Here is a 20,843-nt window from a genome sequence, read left to right as displayed (position 1 = left end):
CCCCATAAAAACAATAAAAAGCAGAAGGTCGCCCATGGCCGAACCCTTGGCTCACGACACCCTTATCCAGGAATCCTGGCGCCGTTGCCGCGCCTTCGGCCTGGACCACCAGAGCACGCCCAGCTTCGACCAACTCCCCGCCGAGGGCATCAGCCAATTGCTGGAAAGCCAGCACTCGCTGGTGCAGACCACCCATCAGGAAGTGCTGCCCTATTACGAGAACATCCTCAGCAATTCCAATTGCCTGATCATGTTGGCCGACAATCAGGGCCAGGTGCTGACGAGTTGGGGCACCCAGCGTTTTATCGAGCCCAAGCTGGCGCGCGGTTTCAACCCTGGGGCCAGTTGGATGGAGCGCTCAAGCGGGACCAATGCCATCGGCACCGCGCTGGCGTGTGCCCAGGCCGTGCATATCGAGCACGATGAACACTTCCTCAAGGCCAACCGCTTCATGACCGGCTCGGCGGCGCCGATCTTCGATGCCCAGCGCGAGATCATCGCGGTGCTGGATGTGTCCAGCGACAGCTACCTGCCGCCCTCCCATACCCTGGGCATGGTCAAGATGATGAGCCAGACCGTGGAGAACCGGCTGATCCTCAACCTGTTTCGCGGTGAGCACTTCCAACTGACCTTCAACACCGGCCTGAGCAACCTCGACAGCCAGTGGGCCGGCCTATTGATTTTTGATGAGAGCGGCCAGGTGTTGTCGGCCAACCGGCGTGCCGACAACCTGCTGGGTATCAGCTTGTCGCGGGTGATGATCGACAGTTTGTTCAAGGTGTCATTGCTGGAGTTGTTGAACCAGCCGGAAGGGCTGCCCTTCTCCCTACAAGCCGCGGGACGCAACCGTTTCCAGTGCTTGCTCAGACGCCCCAAGCAGATGCCGGTGCAGGCACGCGTGTTCACCGAACCGACGCCACCGAAGCCGGCGCCGATTGGCCTCAAGACCTTGCATTTTGGCGATGTGCGCGTGGAAAAAGCCGTGCGCCAGGCCGAACGTTTATTGGAAAAGGACATTCCGCTGCTGATCCACGGCGAAACTGGCGTGGGCAAGGAAGTGTTCGTCAAAGCCCTGCACCAGGCCAGCTCGCGCAGCCAGAAGGCGTTTATCGCGGTGAACTGTGCGGCGATTCCGGCTGAGCTGGTGGAATCGGAGCTGTTCGGCTACGAAAAAGGCGCGTTCACTGGCGCCAACCAGAAAGGCAGCATCGGCCTGATCCGCAAGGCCGACAAGGGCACGCTGTTTCTCGATGAAATCGGCGATATGCCCCTGCCGACCCAGGCGCGTCTACTGCGGGTGCTACAGGAACGCTGCGTGCAGCCGGTGGGCAGCAGCGAGTTGTTTCCGGTGGACTTGCGCATCATCTCGGCCACCAACCGTGCGCTGCGGGATTTGGTGCAGGCCGGGCGTTTTCGTGAGGACTTGTACTACCGCATCGGCGGCCTGACCCTGGAACTGCCGCCGTTGCGCGAACGCACCGACAAGCAGGCACTGTTTCAGCAACTGTGGCAGCAGCACCGCGAGCCGACGCAATGGGCGGGCCTGAGCGCCGAAGTGCTGGCGCTGTTTGAGCGGCATCCGTGGCCGGGGAATCTTCGTCAGGTGAGCAGCGTGTTGCAGGTGGCGCTGGCCATGGCCGAAGAGCAACCGATCCGCGCAGAGCATCTGCCGGATGATTTTTTTGTCGACTTGAAGGTGGAGCCGCCGCTGCCCGCCAGTGAATACCTGGATGACAGCATCGATCTGAACCAGCGCTTGAAGGCCGCCGGCGGCAACATCTCCCACCTGGCGCGGGAGCTCGGGGTAAGCCGCAATACCCTGTACAAACGCCTGCGCCAGAACGAAAGCTAGCGCGGCTTGACCACCACCAACAGGTCGGTGAAGTACTCCACCTGGATCGGCAGGTTGTCCGCCAGTGACGACAGCGCCGCCGCCGTGTCATCCAGCTTGAACACGCCGGACACCCGCAGGTTCTGCAAGGCCTGGGGATCGAAGCGCAGCATGCCGTGGCGGTAGCTGGCGAGGGTTTGCAGCACCTCACTCAAGGGTTGGTCATTGACCTTGAGCAGGCCACGGGTCCAGGCGTCCGGGTCATTGTTGCCGATGGCTTGCGGCGCTTGGGCACGACCGTGGTCGAGAACCGAACGTTGGCCAGCCGTGACCTTGACCCCGTCACTCGTGTCGCCTTTGACCGCGACGGTGGACTCGATCACCGTGACCACCGTGGTGCCGTCCGCCGCACGCTTGACCAGATAACGCGTGCCCAATGCCGTGGCCGTGCCCTGGTCGGTTCGCACCACAAAAGGCCGTTGCGCATCCTTGGCCACGTCCACCCAGAGTTCGCCTTGCAGCAGTTCGATGACCCGTTGATGGCCGTCGAATTTCACGTCTACTGCCGAATTGCTGTTGAGCTGCAACTGGCTGCCGTCTTCGAGGGCAATCTGGCGGCGCTCGCCAACGCCGGTGCGCTGGTCGGCCATCCAGACCGGCAGGTGTTGCAGGCCCAGCCAGCCGCACAGGACTACGCCGAGCAAGCCCACCACTTGCGCACCGCGCGGACGTCGTGGGGCGAATGCGCGGTTCAGGGCCATGCGTGCGGGTTTGGCCGGCAGCGTATCGAGGCTGCCCCAGAGTGCGCCCATGCGTTCGATAGCCACGGCGTGACGCGGGTCGGCCGACCGCCAGGTGTTGAACGCCTGGCGGTCGGCTTCGGTGACGTTTTCGTCGTGCAGGCGGGTCAGCCACTGCGCCGCTTGCTGGATGATCTGTTCGGAACTCATGCCAGCGGGTCTGCCGGGTGCAGGCTGTGGTAGCAGTGCACCAGGGCACTGGATATGTAGTTTTTGACGGTGCTGGGTGACACGTCCAGACGTGTGGCGATTTCGCTGTAGGTCAGCCCATCGAGACGACTCAAGAGGAACGCTTCGCGCGCCTTGGCCGGCAATCCGGCAAGCATCTCAGCAATGCGTTCCAGGGCTTGCAGCGCCACATGAATAGCGGCCGGGTCGGGCATGCCGGCGTCTTCGCTCTGGATCACCAGAGCTTCCATGTAGGCTTTTTCGATGCGACGACGACGGGCGCCATCGATCAGCAACCGCCCGGCCGTGGTGGCCAGGAACGCGCGCGGCTCTTTGATCTGTTGGGGTTCGGCCAGCATCAAGACGCGAATGAAGGCGTCATGGGCAAGGTCAGCAGCATGTTGGGAACACCCGAGCTTCTTGCGCAGCCAGCCATGCAACCAACCGTGGTGCTCGCTGTACATCGCCGTAAGGGTCTGCTGCCGGACGGAGTCGCCCAGCGCGGCCGGAATGTCATGCATGCGCAAAAAGATCTCAAATGGGAATAGTTGCCAATTGCGCAGACAATGCCAGTAAAAAGGGGTTTGGGCAAGGGCTCAGCGCCAGCTCCAGGAGACGCCGGTGTAGATACCACGGCCATCCGCCGGGGTGGAACGCGCGACATCCAGGCCTTTATCGTCATACCCCGGTGTGACGGTATTGGCGTAACGCCGGTTGGTGAGGTTGCGCAGGTCGACCCAGGCTTGCCAATCCTGCTGGGGGGCGTCGTAGCCGAAGGTGGCGCCGAGAAGGGTGTAGGACGCGGCGTAGTAGGAGTTGGCGTAGTCCACCGACACTCTGGATGAATGCTCGGTGTTGAGGCTGGTGTAGAAACCGGTCGGATGGCTGTAGCGCACTTGCGCCTGATAGTAGTGCTTGGGGATGCCCGGCAAGGTGTTGTCGCCGAAACGGTCGTCATCACGGTAATGGAAGTCGCTGAAGGTGTAGGCCTGGCGCAGAGTGAGCTGGCCGTTGCGGCCGCCCTCCCACAACGGGCTCAGCAGGCTCAACTCCACGCCCTGGTGAATCGTCGGGCTGGCGTTGTTTTCAGCGACGATGGCGTTGCTGGTCGACGTCTGGGCCTGGGTTTCCACGGTGAGCAATTCGTGGCGTACTTCGGAGCGGTACAGCGCCAGGTCCCACTGGCCGAGCCATGCTTCACCACGGCCGCCGATTTCCAGGGTGGTGGCGGTCTGGTTGTTCAGGCTCACGCCTTCACGTGCCAAGCCTTTGGCCGGGCCACTCGCAAAGTATCTGTTCGAACCCCAGATCATCGACCACGCATGTGGCGGCTCGACCGAACGGCTCAGGTTGCCGTACACCTGCAGTTGCGGGGTGAAGTCATAACGCAAGCCGACACGCGGCGCATAGTCCCAGTCATGTTGACTGAGCGGCGCCTGCCCTTCTGGATAGGTGACTTGGGTCTCGCGACGCGTGTAGATCGCCGCCAGGCCGGTGGTCAGCCACAGGTCGGGGACCAGTTCGAGGTCGTTACCGACATGCAGCACGGTGTCGGAACCCAGGTAGCTGTAGTCACGGGTCTTGGTGCCGGGCACGTAGGTTGCCGTGTTGCCGGCCGGCGTGCGCACATACTCCGACGCGCCGTTATTGGGCATCGCCTGGGTGGTGCGCAGGCCAACGGTGGTTTTGCTGTCGTGGCCGAACAGCGTGTCCTGGCGAATGTAATTGAGGGTGCTGCTGACATCGGTGTAGGCGACTTTCAGCCGGTTGGTGCCTTCGCGCAGGTCCATCGGGTAGTCGTGGTACGCCAGGCCGACTTCGACCCGGGCATTGTCATCCAGTTGCAAGGTGGTTTTGTTGGCGATCCAGGTAGACCCCGGTTGCAGGCGCTTGGAGTCGCGGGCGGCGTTGAGGCTGTTGGCCGCGCGTGGGTCGTGGCTGATCTGGCTGCGCGTGAGTTTACCGGGGGTGTCGTTGGTGGTTTCGCGGTAACGGAAGTAGAAACGGGTTTCCAGGTCCGGGTTGAACCGGTAGCCGAAGTTCGCGGCCACGCCCTTGCCGGTGCCGGCGCTCTGGCGCTGGTAGCCGTCGGACTCGGAGTCGGTGAGGCTAATGTAGTAGTCGGCGTCCCCGAGCACCTGGCCCGAGCTGATCTCGCGCTGGGCGTAGCCTTTGCTGCCCGCTTCATAGCGCAGTTGCAGCTTGGGTGCGTCGTAGCCGGTGCGCGTCACGTAGTTGACGGCGCCGCCGAGGGCCAAGGCACCCTGGTCAAAACCGTTGGCGCCCCGCAGCACCTCGACGCGGCTTTGCCACAACGGGTCTTTCAGCTCATAAGGTGTACCGCCAGGGCCGGTCAGCGGCAGGCCGTCGAACATTTCGTATAGGCCGGAGGCATGGGAACCGGGGCTGCGGTTCAGGCCCGAGCCACGAATCGAGAGCTTAACCCCTTCGTTGTTCGCCGCCTTGGCGTATACCCCGGCCTGGTACTTGAACACGTCTTCGTTGGTGCTCACCCGACCCTGCTGCACACTATTCATGTCGATGTAGTTGGTGCCACCGGGCACGCTCTTGAGCTGCGCCTCGGCCACTTCACCGGCGCTGGCTTCGCTGCTGGTGACTTCGACCGGGGCCAATTGCAGGTCTTCGGCATGCACCAGCGAGCTTAACGTCAGGGCGGCAAACAGCAACGGAGGGTGGCGCAACAGCATTGGGCAGGTCCTTGGAATTCGGGGGGCACGTGGTGGGAAGGCTGGGACGCCCACCAGGTCACTCCTAATTAACGGACCAGACCCTTCCTACAACAGCGTCGGACCGGGATTCTTTGCTAAGTCCGAAATCGAATTACTACATGCAAACTTAGTATTTAAGGAAATAACCGCCACACATTACTGTGGAGTCACTGAGTCACCCACGTACCCAGAGATCGCCCCCATGCCAGTATCCGCCGCCGTCATCGACTTCACACTCCACCGTAAACGCCGCCAGGCGCGTGCAGCGGCCGAGTTGATGTGGGCGATGTACGCAGCGCGTGCCGGACTGGCGGTGTTTACCGCTCAAGCCGCCCCGTCCAGCGATACGCGCCGGGCGTAAGGCCGATGAATTTCCTGCACGTGATTCCCGAACCACCTGAACCGCTGCCCAAGCCCGGCACCGACGACGATGTGATCAGCCAGTGCGTAGCCCACAACCTGCAACGCCTGCGCAGTAAACGCCATTTGTCCCTGGATGGATTGGCGCGCGCCTGTGGCGTGAGCCGGGCGATGCTGGCGCAGATTGAGTCCGGGCGCAGCGTGCCGTCGATCAAGGTGCTGTGCAAGATTGCCAAGGGTCTGAAGGTGTCGGTGGCGGCGTTTCTGGAGGACCGAGCATTTGAGGGGGTGGAGGTGCTGCCGGCGCAACAGAGCAAGCGCCTGGTCAGTGCCGATGGTGCGTTTATCAGCCGAGCGTTGTTCCCCTACGATACGGCGCGCCAGTCAGAGTTCTACGAAATCCGCCTGCGGGCGCTGGGCGAGGAAATTTCCGCAGGCCACGGGCCCGGCATCCAGGAAAACCTGGTGGTGGCCCAAGGGGTGCTGGAGGTCAGGGTCAACGATGAGCGCTACCTCCTTGCTACCGGCGACTCGATCCTGTTCTACGCCGATCAGCCCCACCGCTACCGCAACCCGGCAGACAGCGAGGCGGTGGCCTTCCTGGTGATCACTTACCCCGAGCGCCTGGATTGACCTGGATTGAAATGCAAAACGCCCCGAATAATCGGGGCGTTTTTTATTGCGCCGGACCTATCAGCAGGTGCAGCACATCATCGGCATGCCGTTGCAGCTCATCATCATCGGCATTGCGCAGTCGTTCATCATTTTGTTCATCAGCATGCAGCAGTTTTTCATCATGTCCATGCTCATGCCCGGCATTGGCATCATTTTGCACATCATGCTGTCACCCATCAGGGTGCATTCCATCACGCACTTCATCATCGGCATTGGCATGCCCATCATCGGCATCATGTTCATGCCCGTCATCATGGCCATGGCATCGGCCGACATGCACATCATCGACATGTTGGCGCACTGCATCATCATCGGCATGCCGCAGTTCATCATCATCGCCATCATTTCGGCGTTGGTCTTGAACTGAGCCATGTCCATACCGGCGGCCGGCTTCATGGTGCACATCATGGCGTCCGCGGCCATTTCGCATTTCATGGTAGCCATCATCATCGGCATGCCCATCATCGGCATCATTGGCATGGCGGTGTTCATTGGCATCTGCATGGCATTCATCATCTTCGAAACTCCGTAATCGACAGGAAATGAGTAAGTTCTGGCGCCGATTCTAAAGCCGGAGAACGGCGGCACAAGACGGCGACAGAGCAGCAGGAATGGGTGTTCGGAGGGAAGCTTAGTTGAATAAAACAGTGACATTGGATGTGATAGTAGACACTTGGACGCTATTACATCCGACGCGATTGTTAAGAGAGCCAAACCGACGCCATGGATATTCGCCATAGGAATGTCGACCAACGTTATGGAAATAAACGATCTAACAGGACGCGCTTAACGTGTAGGTCGCATCAGCATTTGCATCAATTCATCGGCTTCCGACCCTGGCGTAAGCCTGAAACCCTCCATTTCATCCGTCGCCAGGATCTCGCGCAGAGCATCGAGCAACTGCACCTCGGTCGGAGAATCACGCAGGAGTTTGTCCGCAGGCAACAACAGTTCGGCGCAAACACCCTGAACACTCGCCGCGTCGATCACTGCAAACAGGATAAAACGCAAGCGTATTTCTCTTTCAGTAGGCCAAACCGTTTTTCGCTTACCCATGGTAAAGGCCTCAGATTTCAGAAAAATCCGAGGCTATTGATGAGCGTGAAGTGTTTCAAGCATGGGGCGTCAAGATAGGCCGAGTCCTACATAGAAAAGGGAAACGCCGTACATTTATCCTGACGCTACCCCGTTTACTGCACCGGCAAGAAATTCATCAGCAACAGACTCTGCGCATAGTTCAGACCAATGCGCCGGTAGCGCTCATCGAGCATTTGGGTCAGCAGGTCAAGGCGCGCGACAATCTTGCCGAACTCCACCGCAAAACTGAGGTTGCTGCCCTCCTCCGAGATCTCATTGGAAAACAACAGCAGAACGCCATTCGCATCCTGGCGCTTACTCAGCAGCCAGGTGGCCTTCTCGATATTGCGCGCGGCATTACTGACAAACTGCGGATTGATCGAGTCGGTGATGTAGAACTCGGTACGTCCACCGTGGGCGGTCACGATCATGCTGCCGATGGCATAGATGAAAGCGCCGACCCGGTCGCCCTTGAAGTCCGGCCCCAAGGAATAGCTCAGCGCCGCCAGATCACGCCGATCGCCCAGCGCCGGGAGGGATTGACGCTGCTCAATGGCTTGGCGAATCTTGCGCGCTGCCGTCACCGCGTCCGGGTACCCCGACTGCCGCCACTGGCTGGGATTACGCAGATAGAGCTTGTTCATCAACACATACAGGCTTTGCAGATTGTCGCGCATGCCCAGCGTTGCCATGCGATCGACGCTGGTCTGGAAGAACTCATCGGGCTTGCCATTGCTGAATTGCTTGGCGATATCCCGACCCTGTTGCTGGCTGCAACCGCTGGCACAGAGCATTAACAAGGCTACCAGCAGCATGGGCTGGTACATTCGTCGACGATTGAAACAAGGAAACGTGCGATCCATCGGCACCCGATCTGGTTCATCTGCCCACGCGGGAGATCGGCGGGGCTGGGACAAGGATAGAGCGGAGAATTCCAGAAAAGTGCAATGGCTGGGGTAGATAGTTGTAACCAAAGACCGCTGGGCAGATGAATGGGCTTGATTCTGAATAATTCTATTCAGTCTCTATACTCATTAAAACGGCAGTACATAAGGGTGACGGCAATGAAACATCCAATTCGTGCACAAATGGTTGTTCAGATGATTTGCCTGCTTTCGGTGGCACAGCTTTTTTGCTGAGCTGCGTGTCATCGCTTTAATACCCAGCTGCAATTGCGGCGGAGGAAGGTATTGTCAACGACCCACCTGAACCTGGCCCGACATTCGAATGCCGGGCCAGAACGTGCAGCTACAGCAAGACAGTGGCCAGCATGCCCAGAGCGCCCAGGCAAAACCCGATCAATGCGCCTCGCCCGGGGAACTCCTGGAACAACGCCCAGATCACGATCGGCTCCAGCAGCAATAACGACGTCACGGAAACCACCGTGACCACCCAGATATCACCGACCGCTAGATACCCCAGCCAATAAGCGCCCAATAGACAAAGCCCCGCGAAGCACATCACCACCACCGGCATGATGAACGCCTGCCATGAACCGTCACTGGCTTGAGCCAACCTTGCGGTTACCACCTCACTGTAGATTGCACAAAACTCACCAACGATCATCAATCCTAGAGCAGAAACTCCGAGTAATTCTTTGGACATATCAAAAACTCCTTCGTATTCAACGCACTGTTTTTCAACTCCCAGCGGGCAATGCCGCTGCCGAGGGTTTCGTCGCAGAGATACGAAGCAGCCTTGAACAGGCCTGAATTGCCGAAGTGCTTTTGCATGCTCATGTCCTTATATCAGGGGTGAGTCTCGGCGCCTCGATAAGGCGCTGGCTCCGATCATACGGTTGGCCGGCGGTTTTGAACACTCGGGGCATAATTGGCATGAACGGCATTAAAAATGTGCAATCCCCCTAGCCGCCTTACGTGATGATCGGGCTATGATCGGCCATCTGAACCGGACGCCCTATGCCCCATGCCTGTTGACCTGCAAGCCCTTTATCCCAAACTGATCCACTTGATGCTGGATACGGTCTTCGTCGTCGACAGCGATAACCAGATTGTCTTCGTGAGCGATGCCTGCGAGGCCCTGCTCGGCTACCGTGCCCAAGAGTTGACCGGCACCCTGATTACCGACTACATGCACCCTGAAGACCTGGCGCGCACCCGCGCTTCCATTGTGCGGGTCATGAATGGCCAACCCCACGTCGACTTCCGCAATCGTTACCTGCGCAAGGATGGCAGCGTCGTGCACATCCTGTGGGCGGCCTTCTGGTCCAAGGACGTCGGTGCGCGGATCGGTGTCGCGCGGGATGTGACGGCGCTCACCCAGGCCGAGGAAGAATTACGCTTTCTCGCCCATCATGATCCGCTGACGGCACTCACCAACCGATCGCTGTTCAATCAGCGCCTCGACAGCGCCCTGCACACCGCAAAAACTCATAACCACACCCTCGCGCTGTTGTTTCTGGACATCAATGACTTCAAGGGCATCAACGATGTACATGGCCATGCCATGGGCGATCGCATGCTCTGTGTGATTGCACGACGACTGGAGCGCTGCGCGCGCGAGAGCGACCTGGTGGCCCGGATGGGCGGGGATGAATTCACGGTGCTGATTACGGATACCCCGTCGCAGAATGCAGTGGCTGGAAAGGTAGAGCAGATACTGGCGGTCATGGCGGAGCCGCTGGGTGCCGAGTTTGGCGGGGTGAAGATGCCATCCTGCAGCGTCGGCGTGGCGTTTTACCCGGCGGATGGGGAGGACGCGGATACACTGTTGAGTCATGCGGATGGGGAGATGTATCGGGTCAAAAGGTTGCGGCTTGCGGCTGAATGATGGAAGCACACCGCTCAGAATTCCTATCTTTCCTAGGAAACCCGCCCGAGAACGACGCGCTATGATCACCTGCTGCTATAGCGCCTGATCAACCCTGCGCACCTTTCAAGAACAGGCGACGAATGAGGCCGAACATGAAACTGACAGATTTTGAGGTCCTTAGCTTTGACTGCTATGGCACGTTGATCGATTGGGAAACCGGAATATTCAACGCTCTGAAACCACTGGCTGCGAGATCCGGGAAAAACCTCACGCGCGATCAGATTCTCGAGGTGTTCGGCCGGCATGAATCACCTCAGCAAAAAACCACACCTACGGCCCTCTACTCGGACATTCTGCGCAAGGTCTACGACCGCATCGCCAAAGAATGGAAGCTCGACAGCGACGAGAAGGAGCGCGAGGCCTTCGGAACATCAGTGAAAGACTGGCCGCCCTTCCCCGACTCCCTCAATGCGCTGCACTATTTCAAGCAGCATTACAAACTTGCCATCTTATCCAACATCGATCGTGGCGAGTTTGAATTCAGCAAGGTCAAGCTGGGCGTCGAGTTCGATTGTGTCGTCACCGCTCAGGATGTGGGCTCCTACAAACCCGATCCGAAGAATTTCGCGTACTTGATGGACGCCCTGTACACCCTGGGCTTCGAAAAAAAATCCATCCTCCACGTCGCGGAAAGCCTGTATCACGACCATGTGCCGGCCAACGCGGCAGGCTTGGCAAGCTCATGGATTCATCGTCGCCATGACAAAGAGGGTTTTGGTGCTATTCATGTCCCGGCGACCGAAGCGACCTATAACTTCCGCTTCATCAGCTTGGCCAAAATGGTCGAAAGCCATCAGAAGCTGGTCGGTGAACACGCCCGAAATGCCAAGGCATAGCGAGGCGATTGCCACGCTCACTCGTCATGTTCCAGTCGATACATTTCTGCCGCCACCTGTATTTGAAAGCGTGCTTCCGGGTTTTCCAGGGAGAGATCCAGGATTTTTTCAATGCGCGCCAGCCGGTAGCGCAACGTGCTGATGTGCACGTCGAGCGCTTTGGCCGTATTGGCCAGTTGGAAGCCTTCTCGCGACAGCGCACAGACCGTCTCAAGCAACAGGGTGCCGTTCTTGCGATTGGCCAAGGGCTCGATCATCTGCTGAAGGAGCATCACCCTGGCCTTCTTGTCGCCCATCAGGGCGCGAGGAAACAACACCTCATTAAACACATGCAGGCGCCCTGGGCGGAGCAAGGGCACCAGGGCCGCGACATCTTCAGCGCCCTGCGCCATGCCTGAAATCCCCCGATGCGTGCGACTGACAGCCATCGCACCGCCGTCGTGACGCAACTGCTTCCACAGCGACTCAGGCGCCAGGGTTGCCGGAATGATGAAGCTGATCTGATTGAGTGAAACCGAAATCAACGGTGAAACACTGTTCGCCACCATCAGGTTGAAGACGCGAGCTGTTTTCTCCTTGCGCCGCTTGAAGCCCTCAAGACTGAGCGGGATGGGTTCGTCCAACAGCACCAGGCAGATTCTGTAGTCGCGTGTTTCGCTCCAGCCCGAAACCAGGGCGCGCTCGATCGCACTGGGGGTTTCCGGAAACTTGCCTTCCAAAAGCCCCGCTACCAGGGCGTGCCCCAGCCGCGTTTCCTGATCCAACAGCTCTCGCTGATGCGAAAGGTGCAACGCCGCGATAACGGCGGCGTGTTCAAGCGCCCGGGAATGCACTTCTTCAAACAGGTCCTGCGTGCTCTCGAGCCAGACAATGCCGGCCACCTCCCCCTGCAACCAGATGGCGCAACCCAGCCTGAACCGCGGGTGAGGCCAGGTGAGTGTGATCGCCAGGGTCTGGGACTCATCGAAACGGTGCTCAAGGGGCCGTTCGTCAATGAATTTGGCGATCAACTCCCGTTCGAATTGCTCTGTGGTATCGATGTCGTGACCACTCAGAATCGTCCCGGATGCCGATACCACCAGCGCAGAAACCTCCAATGCACTGGCCAATGCATTACCGAGGCTGTCGAGGTTGTCAGCCTCGATGGCTGCCCGGGTCAACTTGCGATGAATCAGGTCCGAGCGCTGGATGATCTCGGTTTGCAAGTTGATGATTTTGGCCAGCACCTCCTGTGTGATCTCGCTGAAGGGCACCTCCCAAGGCAACTCCAACAGGGGGAAGTCGCAGCACTGCGCCTCGGCGATGGTCGCCGCGGAAAAATGATCACGAAAATGCGGGACCGCCAGCACCACGCCAGCCAGTCCAAGGTCGTTCAGTGTGCGTACCAGGACGCGACTGGCCTCATCCTCCTGCGGCCAGTTGTAGCCGGTGGTGAGCAACACGTCACCCGCCTTCAACCAGTGGGTGATGTCGGGGTGATCAATGATATGAACCCAGCTGATTTGCCTATCCAGCCCCTTGGCGCCCGCGACGACAGTCGCCTGTCGCAGGATGGTCTGCTCAAGTGCAGTTGATAGTTTCATTGTGTGTCCATGGCAGGAGGCTGAACGAGTCCCCCTGGCTTGCCTGGGGCATTGATTAACACGCTGGAGGCTCTCAGCGGTCTTACGAGCGTGTCACTTTAAAGACACAGGCCAGCCAAAATCACCTATTCAGCATAGGTAGGAAATAGCCAATCTTCCTACTTTTAATACGACTATCTAACACTCCTCCGTTATTTCAATGACCGAAGGCGGTCGCGCACCAATCATCCCCCTTTCCTGCAAAAAGCAGGATAAACCCTGCGCCGCGTCGTACTTTGCACAGATGGATTGGCGGTTTGCCTCTTTCTATGATGATCAAACCTGAACACCGCCACCCAAGCGCAACTTGATGGCTATCTGGAGTGATGTATGACGCCGTACGAAGCGTTTTCGAGCATTGATATACGAATCGGCCAAGTCACCAACGTTGAACTCAACGAAAAGGCCAAGAAGCCGGCCTACAAGGTCTGGATCGACTTTGGCGAACTCGGAATCAAAACCACCAGCGCCCAATTCACGCAGCTCTACACGGCCGAAGCGCTGATTGGCGAATACGTTGTGTGCGTGGTCAACCTGGGTACTCGAAATATCGCCGGGTTTGCTTCCGAGGTCTTGATGTTGGGCGCACAGACGGCACCGGGTGAAGTGGTGTTTCTTAAACCCGAGCGTGCACTCACACCGGGTCAACCCGTGTTTTAAACAGTCCCGGCCTATCAAACGGGTTTCGCACAACTGTACGTCATACCGAAAGGTATCTTGAGAGGAAAAAAATGAAGCTCACTGATTTCACCACCTTGTCGTTCGATTGCTATGGCACCTTGATCGACTGGGAAACCGGCATCGTCAACGGCCTGCAACCCCTGGCCGTACGCAGCGAAAAGGGCCTGGACCGCGAACAGATCCTTGAAGTATTCGGCCGCCACGAGTCCCCCCAGCAGACCCTGACGCCCGGCGCCTTGTACCCCGTCATCCTGGCGGCAGTCTATGACCGCATTGCCAAAGAATGGGGACTTGAGCCAGTTGCGACCGAGCGCGAGCACTTCGCCACATCCGTGAAGGACTGGCCGGCGTTTCCAGATTCTGCAGACGCCCTGCGTTATCTCAAACAGCATTACAAGCTGGTGATCCTGTCCAACATCGACCGTACCGAGTTCAAGCTCAGTGAAGCGAAATTGGGTGTGGCGTTCGACCATATCGTGACGGCCCAGGATGTCGGTTCGTACAAGCCGAACCCCAACAACTTCACCTACATGATCGATCTGTTGGCCAAGGCCGGCATCGAGAAGCAGAAGATCCTGCACACCGCAGAAAGCCTGTACCACGACCATGTACCCGGCAAGATCGCCGGCTTGGCGGGTGCCTGGATCCATCGCCGCCATGGCAAGGAAGGTTTCGGCGCAACGCACGTGCCCGCTACCGAGGCCAAGTACGACTTCCGCTTCATCAGCATGGCGGACATGGTCGAAGCCCATAAGAAACTCGTGGGCGGCTAAGCCCTCACCCTGGGTTGGCGCCGCCTGCCGGTGGCGTCAACCGTCTGCACCAATCACTCAACACGACGATTGCCGTGACGCCAAAGGCGGGTCAGGCGTAGCCGCGTGTCTTTTTCATGAGTAGGAGTGTTTAGAATGACTGACACTGGTTCGAACGCTGTTCTGGCAGCACGCGAGCACCATATCGCCCGTGGTGTGGCATCGGCCCACCCGATCATTATCGATCGCGCGGCAGGCAGCTATGTATGGGACGCCGAGGGCAACAAATACCTGGACTTCGTCGGCGGCATTGGTGTGCTCAATGTGGGGCACAATCACCCCGCCGTCGTGGATGCCATCAAGAAACAGATCGACAGTTTCACCCACATCTGCTTCCAGGTCGGCGCTTATCAGCCGTATGTAGAGCTCGCCCGTCGGTTGAACACTCTGGTCGGGGGTGGCGAGCCCTACAAGTCAGTGTTTTTGACCACTGGTGCCGAAGCCGTGGAAAACGCCATCAAGATTGCACGTAGCCACACCGGGCGCTCGGGCGTGATTGCCTTTCGAGGCGGCTTCCATGGTCGCACCTTGCTCGGGATCTCGCTGACGGGGTTCAGCCAGCCCTACAAGCAGAATTTTGGCCCGTTCGCGCCGGATATCCACCACGCGATCTACCCCAACGAATACCACGGTGTGTCCACCGAGCAAGCCCTGGCCTCGCTCCAGGCCATTTTTGATACCCAGATCCTGCCCGAACGCGTGGCGGCAATCATCCTTGAGCCGGTGCTGGGCGATGGGGGGGTTGTCGCTGCACCGCCAGCCTTCATGCAAGCGCTGCGGGCGCTGACGACACGTCACGGCATCGTACTGATTTGCGATGAAATCCAGACCGGTTTCGGCCGTACCGGCAAGATGTTCGGTTTTCAACATTCCGACATCCAGCCCGACCTGATCACTGTGGCCAAGAGCTTGGCCGGCGGCATTCCCTTGTCAGGCGTGGTGGGTAAAGCCGCGATCATGGATGCGCCATCACCGGGCGGCCTGGGCGGAACCTATGGCGGTAATCCGCTGGGCTGTGCGGCAGGGCTTGCGGTGTTGTCCATCTTCGAAAACGAGGACCTGCTGGCGCGCAGCCAGGCTATCGGCCGGCAACTGTTGAGTGGTTTCGAGACCTTCAAGGCCCGCTATGATGAGATCGGCGATGTACGTACATTGGGCGCAATGGCCGCAGTGGAGTTCGTCAGCGATCGCAGCAGCCGGACACCTGACAGCGACACCGCGCAAAAAGTGATTGAACAGGCCCGCGCTCAAGGCCTGCTGCTGATCAAGTGCGGGATTCACCGCAACATTGTGCGTTTCCTCTGCCCACTCAATACCTCGGAGATTGACGTACAAGAAGCACTGGGCATGTTCGAGCGCGCCCTGGCGGCCAGCCTTTGATCAGTGAAACGGCGCAAGCCACTCAGTGAATCAGCAAAAGTCGCCGCGTTGGCGACTTCTGCGTTCTCCATAGGCTCTGGGAAAGGTGATTGACGGCAATCGGTGCAGCAGTCAAACGAGGTAAATCCAAATGCACACTCAAACCAGGCTCGACCGGATCGATATCGCCATCCTGGCCCACCTCCAGCAGGACAGTTCGCTGACCAATGCGGCATTGGCCGACAAGGTCAACCTCTCGCCAAGCCCTTGCTACATCCGGGTCAAGCGACTGGAGAAAAACGGCTACATCCTTCGGTATTCCGCCACCTTGAACATTGCCAAGATCGCGGGATCCTTGACCATTTACTCTGAGGTCGAACTGGATGAACACCGCAAGGAAAGCTTTCAACGCTTCGAGTCAACGGTGCGCACATACCAGGACTTGCAGGAGTGTCACATGGTCACCGGCAAGATTGACTATGTCTTGAAATTCGTCTGCAAAAGCGTGGTGGAATACCAGGCCATCATGGATGAGCTCTTGCAAAGAAATGTCGGGGTCGCGCGCTTTTACACCTTCTTCGTGACACGAACGGTGTTTCAACGTGAAGGCGTGGACTTGCAGGCATTGCTGACGCCCGGCAATGCCTGAGTCTGTCACCGGTCGGAATACTGCGCGGCTGCATTCAAGGTGCGCTTCCACAGCTCCAGATACGCCTCCTGCGTCATGTAGGCGGCATGCGGGGTCAGCGTGACATTCCCGACATCGCGCCACGGGTCATTGGGTGCCATAGGTTCCTGCCAGAACACATCCAGGGCCGCGTGCGCCACCTGGCCGCTATACAATGCTTGCGCCAGCGCCGCCTGATCGATCAAGGCGGCTCGCGCAGTGTTGATCACCAACGCACCCGGCTTGAGCAACCGAAGGCGTGCCGAGTCGAGAAACCCGGTGGTATGCGGGTTAAGAGCCAGATGCAGCGACACCACCTCGGCGCCGCGCAAGACCGTGTTCAGGTCGGCCTCAAAATACGGCGAGTCGACAGGCGTACGATTCCAGATTGAGACATCCATGCCGAGCGCTGTAGCCATCTGCGCATAACAACGCCCTACTTCTCCAAAACCAATCACTGCCACTTTGCGCCCCTCCAGTTGAAGGCCGCCGCGAGGCTGCCAGCCCCCGCGTGCAATGTCTTTCAGCATCGGCCCCAGATTTCGCGCGGCAGCGAAGGTCAATGCCAGGGCATGTTCCGCCACCGCTCGGCTACCGTAGCCGGGCGTGGTGCTGACCGCGATACCGTGCTCGCTCAACCACGCCATCGGCAGATAGCTGCTGGCGCCCGTCCCCATGAAAACTATAGCCTTCAACGTCGGGCAGGCCGCCAGCGTTTCGGGGCTCACCAGTGTGTGCTCGACCAGCATGATGTGCGCCGAGCGGCATAACGACACGATCTGTTCAGGGGTCGGAGCGCCCACATGAATGTGCATTCCCTCGGGGACCGTCAGCGTGCCTGCGTCAAACAGCGCGTTCAGTTCAGGCGTGCAGTCAATCAATACAATGTTCATGGCAGCTCCAGCGACAGGGTCACCAGAGCCTAAAGGGCCGTGCCAGAAAAAATGCCTTTTCTAGGTCGCTGAAAGGGATAAATGTCAGCGTCACGCGCCCGTTTTCAAAAAATTACCGAGCGCCGGATACGCACAATTGATCGGCAACGAAACGCACATTTCACGGAGCTGATCATGAAAGTATTGGTGTTGGGCGCAGGACTCGCAGGCATACCCGCAGCGTATTACCTGGCAAGGGACGGCCATGAGGTCACGGTCATTGACCGTCAACCCGAGGCCGCGATGGAAACCAGTTTTGCGAACGGCAGCCTGCTGTGCCAGGGCCACTCTTACCCGTGGGCCAGCCCGGCGGCTCCCGGGATCTTGGCCAAATCGTTGTTCCGAAATGACCAGGCGCTGCGCATCGCCCCTCGCCTCGACCCGAGGCTGTGGTCCTGGCTATTCAAGTTTCTCTGTGAATGCCCACGCGCCCGTGCAAACCAGCACGCGGCGACCCGATTGCGTCTGGCCTCCTATTCCCAGGCGGTCATGCGCGAGGTGGTCCAGGACACCCGGATCGAATTTTTCCACACGGACAAGGGCTTGCTGTACGTCTATCGAACCCAGCACTGCATGGATGAAGGGTTACGCCAGATGCGCGTCCTGGAGCAAGCCGGCTTGCCAATCGAGGTCGTTTCCAGCGCGCGTGTAGCGCAATTGGAACCCGCGCTCAAACCAATAGCCAACCGCTTGGTGGGCGGCGTCTTCGTGCCTTCCGATGGCACCGGCGACGCGCGTTTATTCACTGTCGAATTGGCGCGCGCGTGCGCCGCGCTTGGGGTCAATTTCATGTACAACACCCAAGTGCTTGGGCTGGATATCGAGCGCAACGAGGTGCGTGCCGTCAGTACCTCGAAAGGCGTGATTGCCGCCGATGCAATCATTGTGGCAATGGGGGCCTACTCATCGATTCTGCTGCGCCGATACGGCGTCAACATCGATGTGTTCCCGGTCAAAGGCTACTCCATGACCGTCCCCATCCGCCGCCCCGAAGAGGCGCCCACACTGGGCGGGTTGGATGAAGACAATCTCCTGGCCTTCTCCGTATTGGGAAATCGTTTGCGACTGACCGCTACCGCCGAATTCACCGGCTATGACATGCGCCTTTCGAGAGACGACTTTCGCTACATGACCCAGGCCGCCAAGGACCTGTTCCCGACCCTATGCGATTACGCCCAGGCTGAGCTCTGGTGTGGCCTGCGCCCGGCGACACCCGACGGCAATCCGCTGTTTGGGCCGACGCAGATCCGCAACCTGTTCCTGAATACCGGCCACGGTTCCCAGGGCTGGACGATGGCGTGCGGCAGCGGAAAGATCACCGCCGACCTGGTTGCCGGCCGCACGCCCGACATTGATATGAGCGGGTTGCTGTACCAGTAAGCATCGCTTGAACCTACTGCCTGCCATAGGAAAACGCCGCCTGTTTATCCTACCTGGCCTGTGTAGTTCGCGCAGTGCCCACTGGTTACTCTGAACGTGAGTCAACGTGGAGGTCTGCCATGCCATTAGCCCTGATTGAAAGCTGCCGCACGCGTACGGACGACGAAGTAGCGCACCTGCTGCAAGCCGTCTATGAAGCACAACTGGCGGCCTTCAATGTGCCGCCGTCCGATCGCCAATCAAGGTATGTCGAACACAGTCCCAAATGGGTCCTTACCCCGCCGGACAGTTCGGACAACTTCATCCTGATAACGATCCAGATGTTTCCTGGGCGCTCGGCCATCGCCAAGCAGGTTTTCTACCAGGAAATCCTCAAACGCCTTGGCGCGCTGGGCATTCATGAGGTGGATGTGTTTATCGGCCTGCATGAATCGCCAGTTGAAAACTGGTGTATCCGCAACGGCCGACCGGCGCCCTGAAGGCATCAATCAAACACTCGACGATCATCAATAAACAGCTTTCGCTGCAGGGCTGCGCCTGCGCGCGAACAGCCCTGTGTACGGGGAGATAAAATGTCTTTTGCAATCGAGAACAAAACGCTGCTGCTCCAAATGAACTTCATCAATGGCGACTGGTGCGAGGCGTACAACAGACAGGTTCTGCCGGTGATCAACCCGGCGACCGGCGAGGTCTACGCCACGGTTCCAGACAGCGATGCCATTGACGCCAAGGCGGCAGTCGACGCGGCGGCGGCAGCGTTCATCACCTGGAAAAATGTTCCGGCCAAGCAGCGCGCCACTATCCTCAAGCGTTGGAATGACCTGATTCTGGCGAATGCGCAGGACCTGGGGAAAATCATTTCCTCGGAGCAAGGCAAGCCACTGGCGGAAGGTGTAGGTGAAGTCGCCTATGCAGCCAGTTACGTGGAATGGTTCGCTGAGGAAGCGACACGCGCCAATGGGGAAATCATCCCCTCACCGGCCACGGGACGGCGCCTGACGGCTCATAAAGAGCCCGTGGGGATCATCGCCGCGATCACTCCGTGGAATTTCCCGGCAGCGATGATTGCACGCAAGATCGCACCGGCCCTGGCGGCGGGCTGCACCGTTGTGTGCAAGCCGGCCGCAGAAACGCCGTTGACGTCCCTGGCGTTGGTGAAGCTGGCAGAACTGGCCGGTGTTCCGCCTGGGGTGCTGAACATCGTGGTGACTGCCAAATCCAAGGAGGTAGCGGATGTGTGGCTGGACGACCCGAGGGTGCGCAAGATTACCTTCACCGGCTCGACCCCGGTGGGCAAACACCTCGCCCGCGAGTCCGCGGATACGCTGAAAAAACTCTCCCTGGAACTGGGTGGCAATGCGCCGTTCATTGTGTTTGATGACGCCGCGTTGGACGCTGCCATTGAGGGCCTGATGGTGGCGAAGTTCCGCAACGGGGGGCAGACCTGCGTATGCCCTAACCGCATCTACGTGCAGGAGGGTGTTTACGAGGAGTTCGTCGACAAGCTGACAGCCCGCGTCGCCGCGCTTGTGGTCGGCCCTGCGACCAACCCTGCCGCGCAGATCGGCCCGATGATCAATGCCAAGGCCATCGAAAAAATCGAAAGTCATGTGGCTGACGCAGTGAGTCGTGGCGCTCGCATCACCACAGGCGGCCAACGCATTCAGACCCGTGAATGCTCAAGCGACACCTACTATGCGCCCACCGTATTGGTCGATGTGGACAAGCACTCAAGGTGTTTCCTGGAGGAAACCTTTGGCCCAGTGGCGCCGATCACCCGCTTCGCCACCGAAAGCGAAGTGCTGGAATGGGCCAATGACTCACCGTTCGGCCTGGCTGCGTACTTCTATACAACTGACCTGCGCAGGGTCACCCGGGTCGCCGAAGCCCTTGAGTGCGGCATCGTCGGCATCAACGAAGGCGCGCTGGCCGCCGAGGCCGCGCCCTTTGGCGGGGTGAAAGATTCAGGTTATGGCCGAGAAGGCTCTACCCACGGTCTGGAAGAGTACATGCACATCAAATACACCTGCCAAGGCGGACTGGATTGACTCATCACGCTTGACCGACCGTTGTCTCAGCGGC

General features: G+C 59.0%; 22 protein-coding genes. 12 read left to right on the top strand and 10 right to left on the bottom strand.

Annotated elements, in window-relative coordinates:
• The first annotated feature begins 34 nt into the window (after positions 1-34).
• A complete protein-coding gene (locus CI807_RS18640) occupies positions 35-1,852 on the top strand; it encodes a sigma-54-dependent Fis family transcriptional regulator (protein ID WP_095015669.1) in 1,818 nt (605 codons plus the stop codon).
• On the opposite strand, the gene CI807_RS18635 is transcribed toward CI807_RS18640, so the two are convergent.
• The 3 genes from CI807_RS18635 to CI807_RS18625 form a co-directional block, all read right to left on the bottom strand.
• On the bottom strand, positions 1,849-2,781 hold the full coding sequence (locus CI807_RS18635) for a FecR family protein (RefSeq protein ID WP_095015668.1): 933 nt from the start codon (positions 2,779-2,781) through the stop codon (positions 1,849-1,851). The two genes, CI807_RS18640 and CI807_RS18635, sit on opposite strands and share 4 nt — an antisense overlap.
• A complete protein-coding gene (locus CI807_RS18630; protein ID WP_028616684.1) occupies positions 2,778-3,320 on the bottom strand; it encodes a sigma-70 family RNA polymerase sigma factor in 543 nt (180 codons plus the stop codon). Before CI807_RS18630 ends, CI807_RS18635 begins: the two co-directional genes overlap by 4 nt.
• Positions 3,321-3,395: 75 nt before the next feature.
• On the bottom strand, positions 3,396-5,507 hold the full coding sequence (locus CI807_RS18625) for a TonB-dependent receptor domain-containing protein (RefSeq protein ID WP_095015667.1): 2,112 nt from the start codon (positions 5,505-5,507) through the stop codon (positions 3,396-3,398).
• A gap of 223 nt (positions 5,508-5,730) precedes the next feature.
• Here CI807_RS18625 and CI807_RS31475 point away from each other — a divergent pair, with 223 nt between their 5' ends.
• Together CI807_RS31475 and CI807_RS18620 are read left to right on the top strand one after the other, a co-directional pair.
• Positions 5,731-5,889, top strand: a complete 159-nt coding sequence (locus CI807_RS31475; RefSeq protein WP_177409586.1) for a hypothetical protein — start codon at positions 5,731-5,733, stop codon at positions 5,887-5,889.
• A gap of 5 nt (positions 5,890-5,894) precedes the next feature.
• Positions 5,895-6,521, top strand: coding sequence for a helix-turn-helix domain-containing protein (locus tag CI807_RS18620; RefSeq protein ID WP_095015666.1), 627 nt, complete (start codon positions 5,895-5,897; stop codon positions 6,519-6,521).
• A 60-nt stretch (positions 6,522-6,581) separates the two neighbouring features.
• Here CI807_RS18620 and CI807_RS31850 read toward each other — a convergent pair whose 3' ends face one another.
• From CI807_RS31850 to CI807_RS31465, 5 genes are all read right to left on the bottom strand, one after another.
• Positions 6,582-7,079: a hypothetical protein gene (locus CI807_RS31850; RefSeq protein WP_073860010.1), complete on the bottom strand. Its 498-nt coding sequence runs from the start codon at positions 7,077-7,079 to the stop codon at positions 6,582-6,584.
• Positions 7,080-7,349: 270 nt separating this feature from the next.
• A complete protein-coding gene (locus CI807_RS18610) occupies positions 7,350-7,619 on the bottom strand; it encodes a hypothetical protein (RefSeq protein WP_095015665.1) in 270 nt (89 codons plus the stop codon).
• Positions 7,620-7,753: 134 nt separating this feature from the next.
• Positions 7,754-8,467, bottom strand: coding sequence for a hypothetical protein (locus CI807_RS18605; RefSeq protein WP_095015664.1), 714 nt, complete (start codon positions 8,465-8,467; stop codon positions 7,754-7,756).
• A 421-nt stretch (positions 8,468-8,888) separates the two neighbouring features.
• A complete protein-coding gene (locus CI807_RS18600) occupies positions 8,889-9,206 on the bottom strand; it encodes a hypothetical protein (RefSeq protein WP_016977318.1) in 318 nt (105 codons plus the stop codon).
• 5 nt (positions 9,207-9,211) lie between these two features.
• Positions 9,212-9,373, bottom strand: coding sequence for a hypothetical protein (locus CI807_RS31465; protein ID WP_016977319.1), 162 nt, complete (start codon positions 9,371-9,373; stop codon positions 9,212-9,214).
• 193 nt (positions 9,374-9,566) lie between these two features.
• Here CI807_RS31465 and CI807_RS18595 point away from each other — a divergent pair, with 193 nt between their 5' ends.
• Positions 9,567-10,430: a sensor domain-containing diguanylate cyclase gene (locus tag CI807_RS18595; protein WP_095015663.1), complete on the top strand. Its 864-nt coding sequence runs from the start codon at positions 9,567-9,569 to the stop codon at positions 10,428-10,430.
• 134 nt (positions 10,431-10,564) lie between these two features.
• Complete coding sequence (locus CI807_RS18590; RefSeq protein WP_016977321.1) at positions 10,565-11,308, top strand: haloacid dehalogenase type II; 744 nt, start codon at positions 10,565-10,567, stop codon at positions 11,306-11,308.
• Between the two features lie 17 nt (positions 11,309-11,325).
• On the opposite strand, the gene CI807_RS18585 is transcribed toward CI807_RS18590, so the two are convergent.
• Positions 11,326-12,891: a PucR family transcriptional regulator gene (locus CI807_RS18585; RefSeq protein WP_016977322.1), complete on the bottom strand. Its 1,566-nt coding sequence runs from the start codon at positions 12,889-12,891 to the stop codon at positions 11,326-11,328.
• A 369-nt stretch (positions 12,892-13,260) separates the two neighbouring features.
• Here CI807_RS18585 and CI807_RS18580 point away from each other — a divergent pair, with 369 nt between their 5' ends.
• From CI807_RS18580 to CI807_RS18565, 4 genes are all read left to right on the top strand, one after another.
• Positions 13,261-13,590: a tRNA-binding protein gene (locus tag CI807_RS18580; RefSeq protein WP_016977323.1), complete on the top strand. Its 330-nt coding sequence runs from the start codon at positions 13,261-13,263 to the stop codon at positions 13,588-13,590.
• 71 nt (positions 13,591-13,661) lie between these two features.
• On the top strand, positions 13,662-14,384 hold the full coding sequence (locus CI807_RS18575; RefSeq protein WP_095015662.1) for a haloacid dehalogenase type II: 723 nt from the start codon (positions 13,662-13,664) through the stop codon (positions 14,382-14,384).
• Positions 14,385-14,519: 135 nt separating this feature from the next.
• Complete coding sequence (gabT, locus tag CI807_RS18570) at positions 14,520-15,803, top strand: 4-aminobutyrate--2-oxoglutarate transaminase (RefSeq protein WP_095015661.1); 1,284 nt, start codon at positions 14,520-14,522, stop codon at positions 15,801-15,803.
• 130 nt (positions 15,804-15,933) lie between these two features.
• A complete protein-coding gene (locus CI807_RS18565; protein WP_095015660.1) occupies positions 15,934-16,431 on the top strand; it encodes an Lrp/AsnC family transcriptional regulator in 498 nt (165 codons plus the stop codon).
• Between the two features lie 5 nt (positions 16,432-16,436).
• On the opposite strand, the gene CI807_RS18560 is transcribed toward CI807_RS18565, so the two are convergent.
• A complete protein-coding gene (locus CI807_RS18560) occupies positions 16,437-17,342 on the bottom strand; it encodes a D-isomer specific 2-hydroxyacid dehydrogenase family protein (RefSeq protein ID WP_095015659.1) in 906 nt (301 codons plus the stop codon).
• Positions 17,343-17,516: 174 nt separating this feature from the next.
• On the opposite strand from CI807_RS18560, the gene CI807_RS18555 reads away from it, so the two are divergent.
• The 3 genes from CI807_RS18555 (at position 17,517) to CI807_RS18545 (ending at position 20,809) form a co-directional block, all read left to right on the top strand.
• Positions 17,517-18,761 carry a D-amino acid dehydrogenase gene (locus CI807_RS18555; RefSeq protein WP_095015658.1) on the top strand — a complete coding sequence of 415 codons (1,245 nt, stop codon included), beginning with the start codon at positions 17,517-17,519 and terminating at the stop codon, positions 18,759-18,761.
• A 119-nt stretch (positions 18,762-18,880) separates the two neighbouring features.
• The gene (locus CI807_RS18550) at positions 18,881-19,240 is read left to right on the top strand and encodes a tautomerase family protein (RefSeq protein ID WP_016977329.1); all 360 of its coding nucleotides are present in this window, start codon (positions 18,881-18,883) and stop codon (positions 19,238-19,240) included.
• Between the two features lie 93 nt (positions 19,241-19,333).
• Positions 19,334-20,809: an NAD-dependent succinate-semialdehyde dehydrogenase gene (locus CI807_RS18545; RefSeq protein ID WP_095015657.1), complete on the top strand. Its 1,476-nt coding sequence runs from the start codon at positions 19,334-19,336 to the stop codon at positions 20,807-20,809.
• Positions 20,810-20,843: the final 34 nt, after the last annotated feature.

This window comes from Pseudomonas sp. NS1(2017), assembly GCF_002269425.1.
In the GTDB taxonomy this organism is placed as follows: domain Bacteria; phylum Pseudomonadota; class Gammaproteobacteria; order Pseudomonadales; family Pseudomonadaceae; genus Aquipseudomonas; species Aquipseudomonas reactans.
Note: the sequence above shows the minus strand (reverse complement) of the source record. Positions and strands in the feature narration are given on the sequence as shown.

Coding starts and splice junctions, on each gene's coding strand:
- CI807_RS31465 (WP_016977319.1), bottom strand. CDS start 9,373: ATGCAAAAGCACTTCGGCAATTCAGGCCTGTTCAAGGCTGCTTCGTAT.
- CI807_RS18590 (WP_016977321.1), top strand. CDS start 10,565: ATGAAACTGACAGATTTTGAGGTCCTTAGCTTTGACTGCTATGGCACG.
- CI807_RS18625 (WP_095015667.1), bottom strand. CDS start 5,507: ATGCTGTTGCGCCACCCTCCGTTGCTGTTTGCCGCCCTGACGTTAAGC.
- CI807_RS18565 (WP_095015660.1), top strand. CDS start 15,934: ATGCACACTCAAACCAGGCTCGACCGGATCGATATCGCCATCCTGGCC.
- CI807_RS18550 (WP_016977329.1), top strand. CDS start 18,881: ATGCCATTAGCCCTGATTGAAAGCTGCCGCACGCGTACGGACGACGAA.
- CI807_RS18595 (WP_095015663.1), top strand. CDS start 9,567: ATGCCTGTTGACCTGCAAGCCCTTTATCCCAAACTGATCCACTTGATG.
- CI807_RS18605 (WP_095015664.1), bottom strand. CDS start 8,467: ATGTACCAGCCCATGCTGCTGGTAGCCTTGTTAATGCTCTGTGCCAGC.
- CI807_RS18585 (WP_016977322.1), bottom strand. CDS start 12,891: ATGAAACTATCAACTGCACTTGAGCAGACCATCCTGCGACAGGCGACT.
- CI807_RS18630 (WP_028616684.1), bottom strand. CDS start 3,320: ATGCATGACATTCCGGCCGCGCTGGGCGACTCCGTCCGGCAGCAGACC.
- gabT (WP_095015661.1), top strand. CDS start 14,520: ATGACTGACACTGGTTCGAACGCTGTTCTGGCAGCACGCGAGCACCAT.
- CI807_RS18580 (WP_016977323.1), top strand. CDS start 13,261: ATGACGCCGTACGAAGCGTTTTCGAGCATTGATATACGAATCGGCCAA.
- CI807_RS18560 (WP_095015659.1), bottom strand. CDS start 17,342: ATGAACATTGTATTGATTGACTGCACGCCTGAACTGAACGCGCTGTTT.
- CI807_RS18620 (WP_095015666.1), top strand. CDS start 5,895: ATGAATTTCCTGCACGTGATTCCCGAACCACCTGAACCGCTGCCCAAG.
- CI807_RS18610 (WP_095015665.1), bottom strand. CDS start 7,619: ATGGGTAAGCGAAAAACGGTTTGGCCTACTGAAAGAGAAATACGCTTG.
- CI807_RS18640 (WP_095015669.1), top strand. CDS start 35: ATGGCCGAACCCTTGGCTCACGACACCCTTATCCAGGAATCCTGGCGC.
- CI807_RS31850 (WP_073860010.1), bottom strand. CDS start 7,079: ATGATGAATGCCATGCAGATGCCAATGAACACCGCCATGCCAATGATG.
- CI807_RS18635 (WP_095015668.1), bottom strand. CDS start 2,781: ATGAGTTCCGAACAGATCATCCAGCAAGCGGCGCAGTGGCTGACCCGC.
- CI807_RS18555 (WP_095015658.1), top strand. CDS start 17,517: ATGAAAGTATTGGTGTTGGGCGCAGGACTCGCAGGCATACCCGCAGCG.
- CI807_RS31475 (WP_177409586.1), top strand. CDS start 5,731: ATGCCAGTATCCGCCGCCGTCATCGACTTCACACTCCACCGTAAACGC.
- CI807_RS18575 (WP_095015662.1), top strand. CDS start 13,662: ATGAAGCTCACTGATTTCACCACCTTGTCGTTCGATTGCTATGGCACC.
- CI807_RS18600 (WP_016977318.1), bottom strand. CDS start 9,206: ATGATCGTTGGTGAGTTTTGTGCAATCTACAGTGAGGTGGTAACCGCA.
- CI807_RS18545 (WP_095015657.1), top strand. CDS start 19,334: ATGTCTTTTGCAATCGAGAACAAAACGCTGCTGCTCCAAATGAACTTC.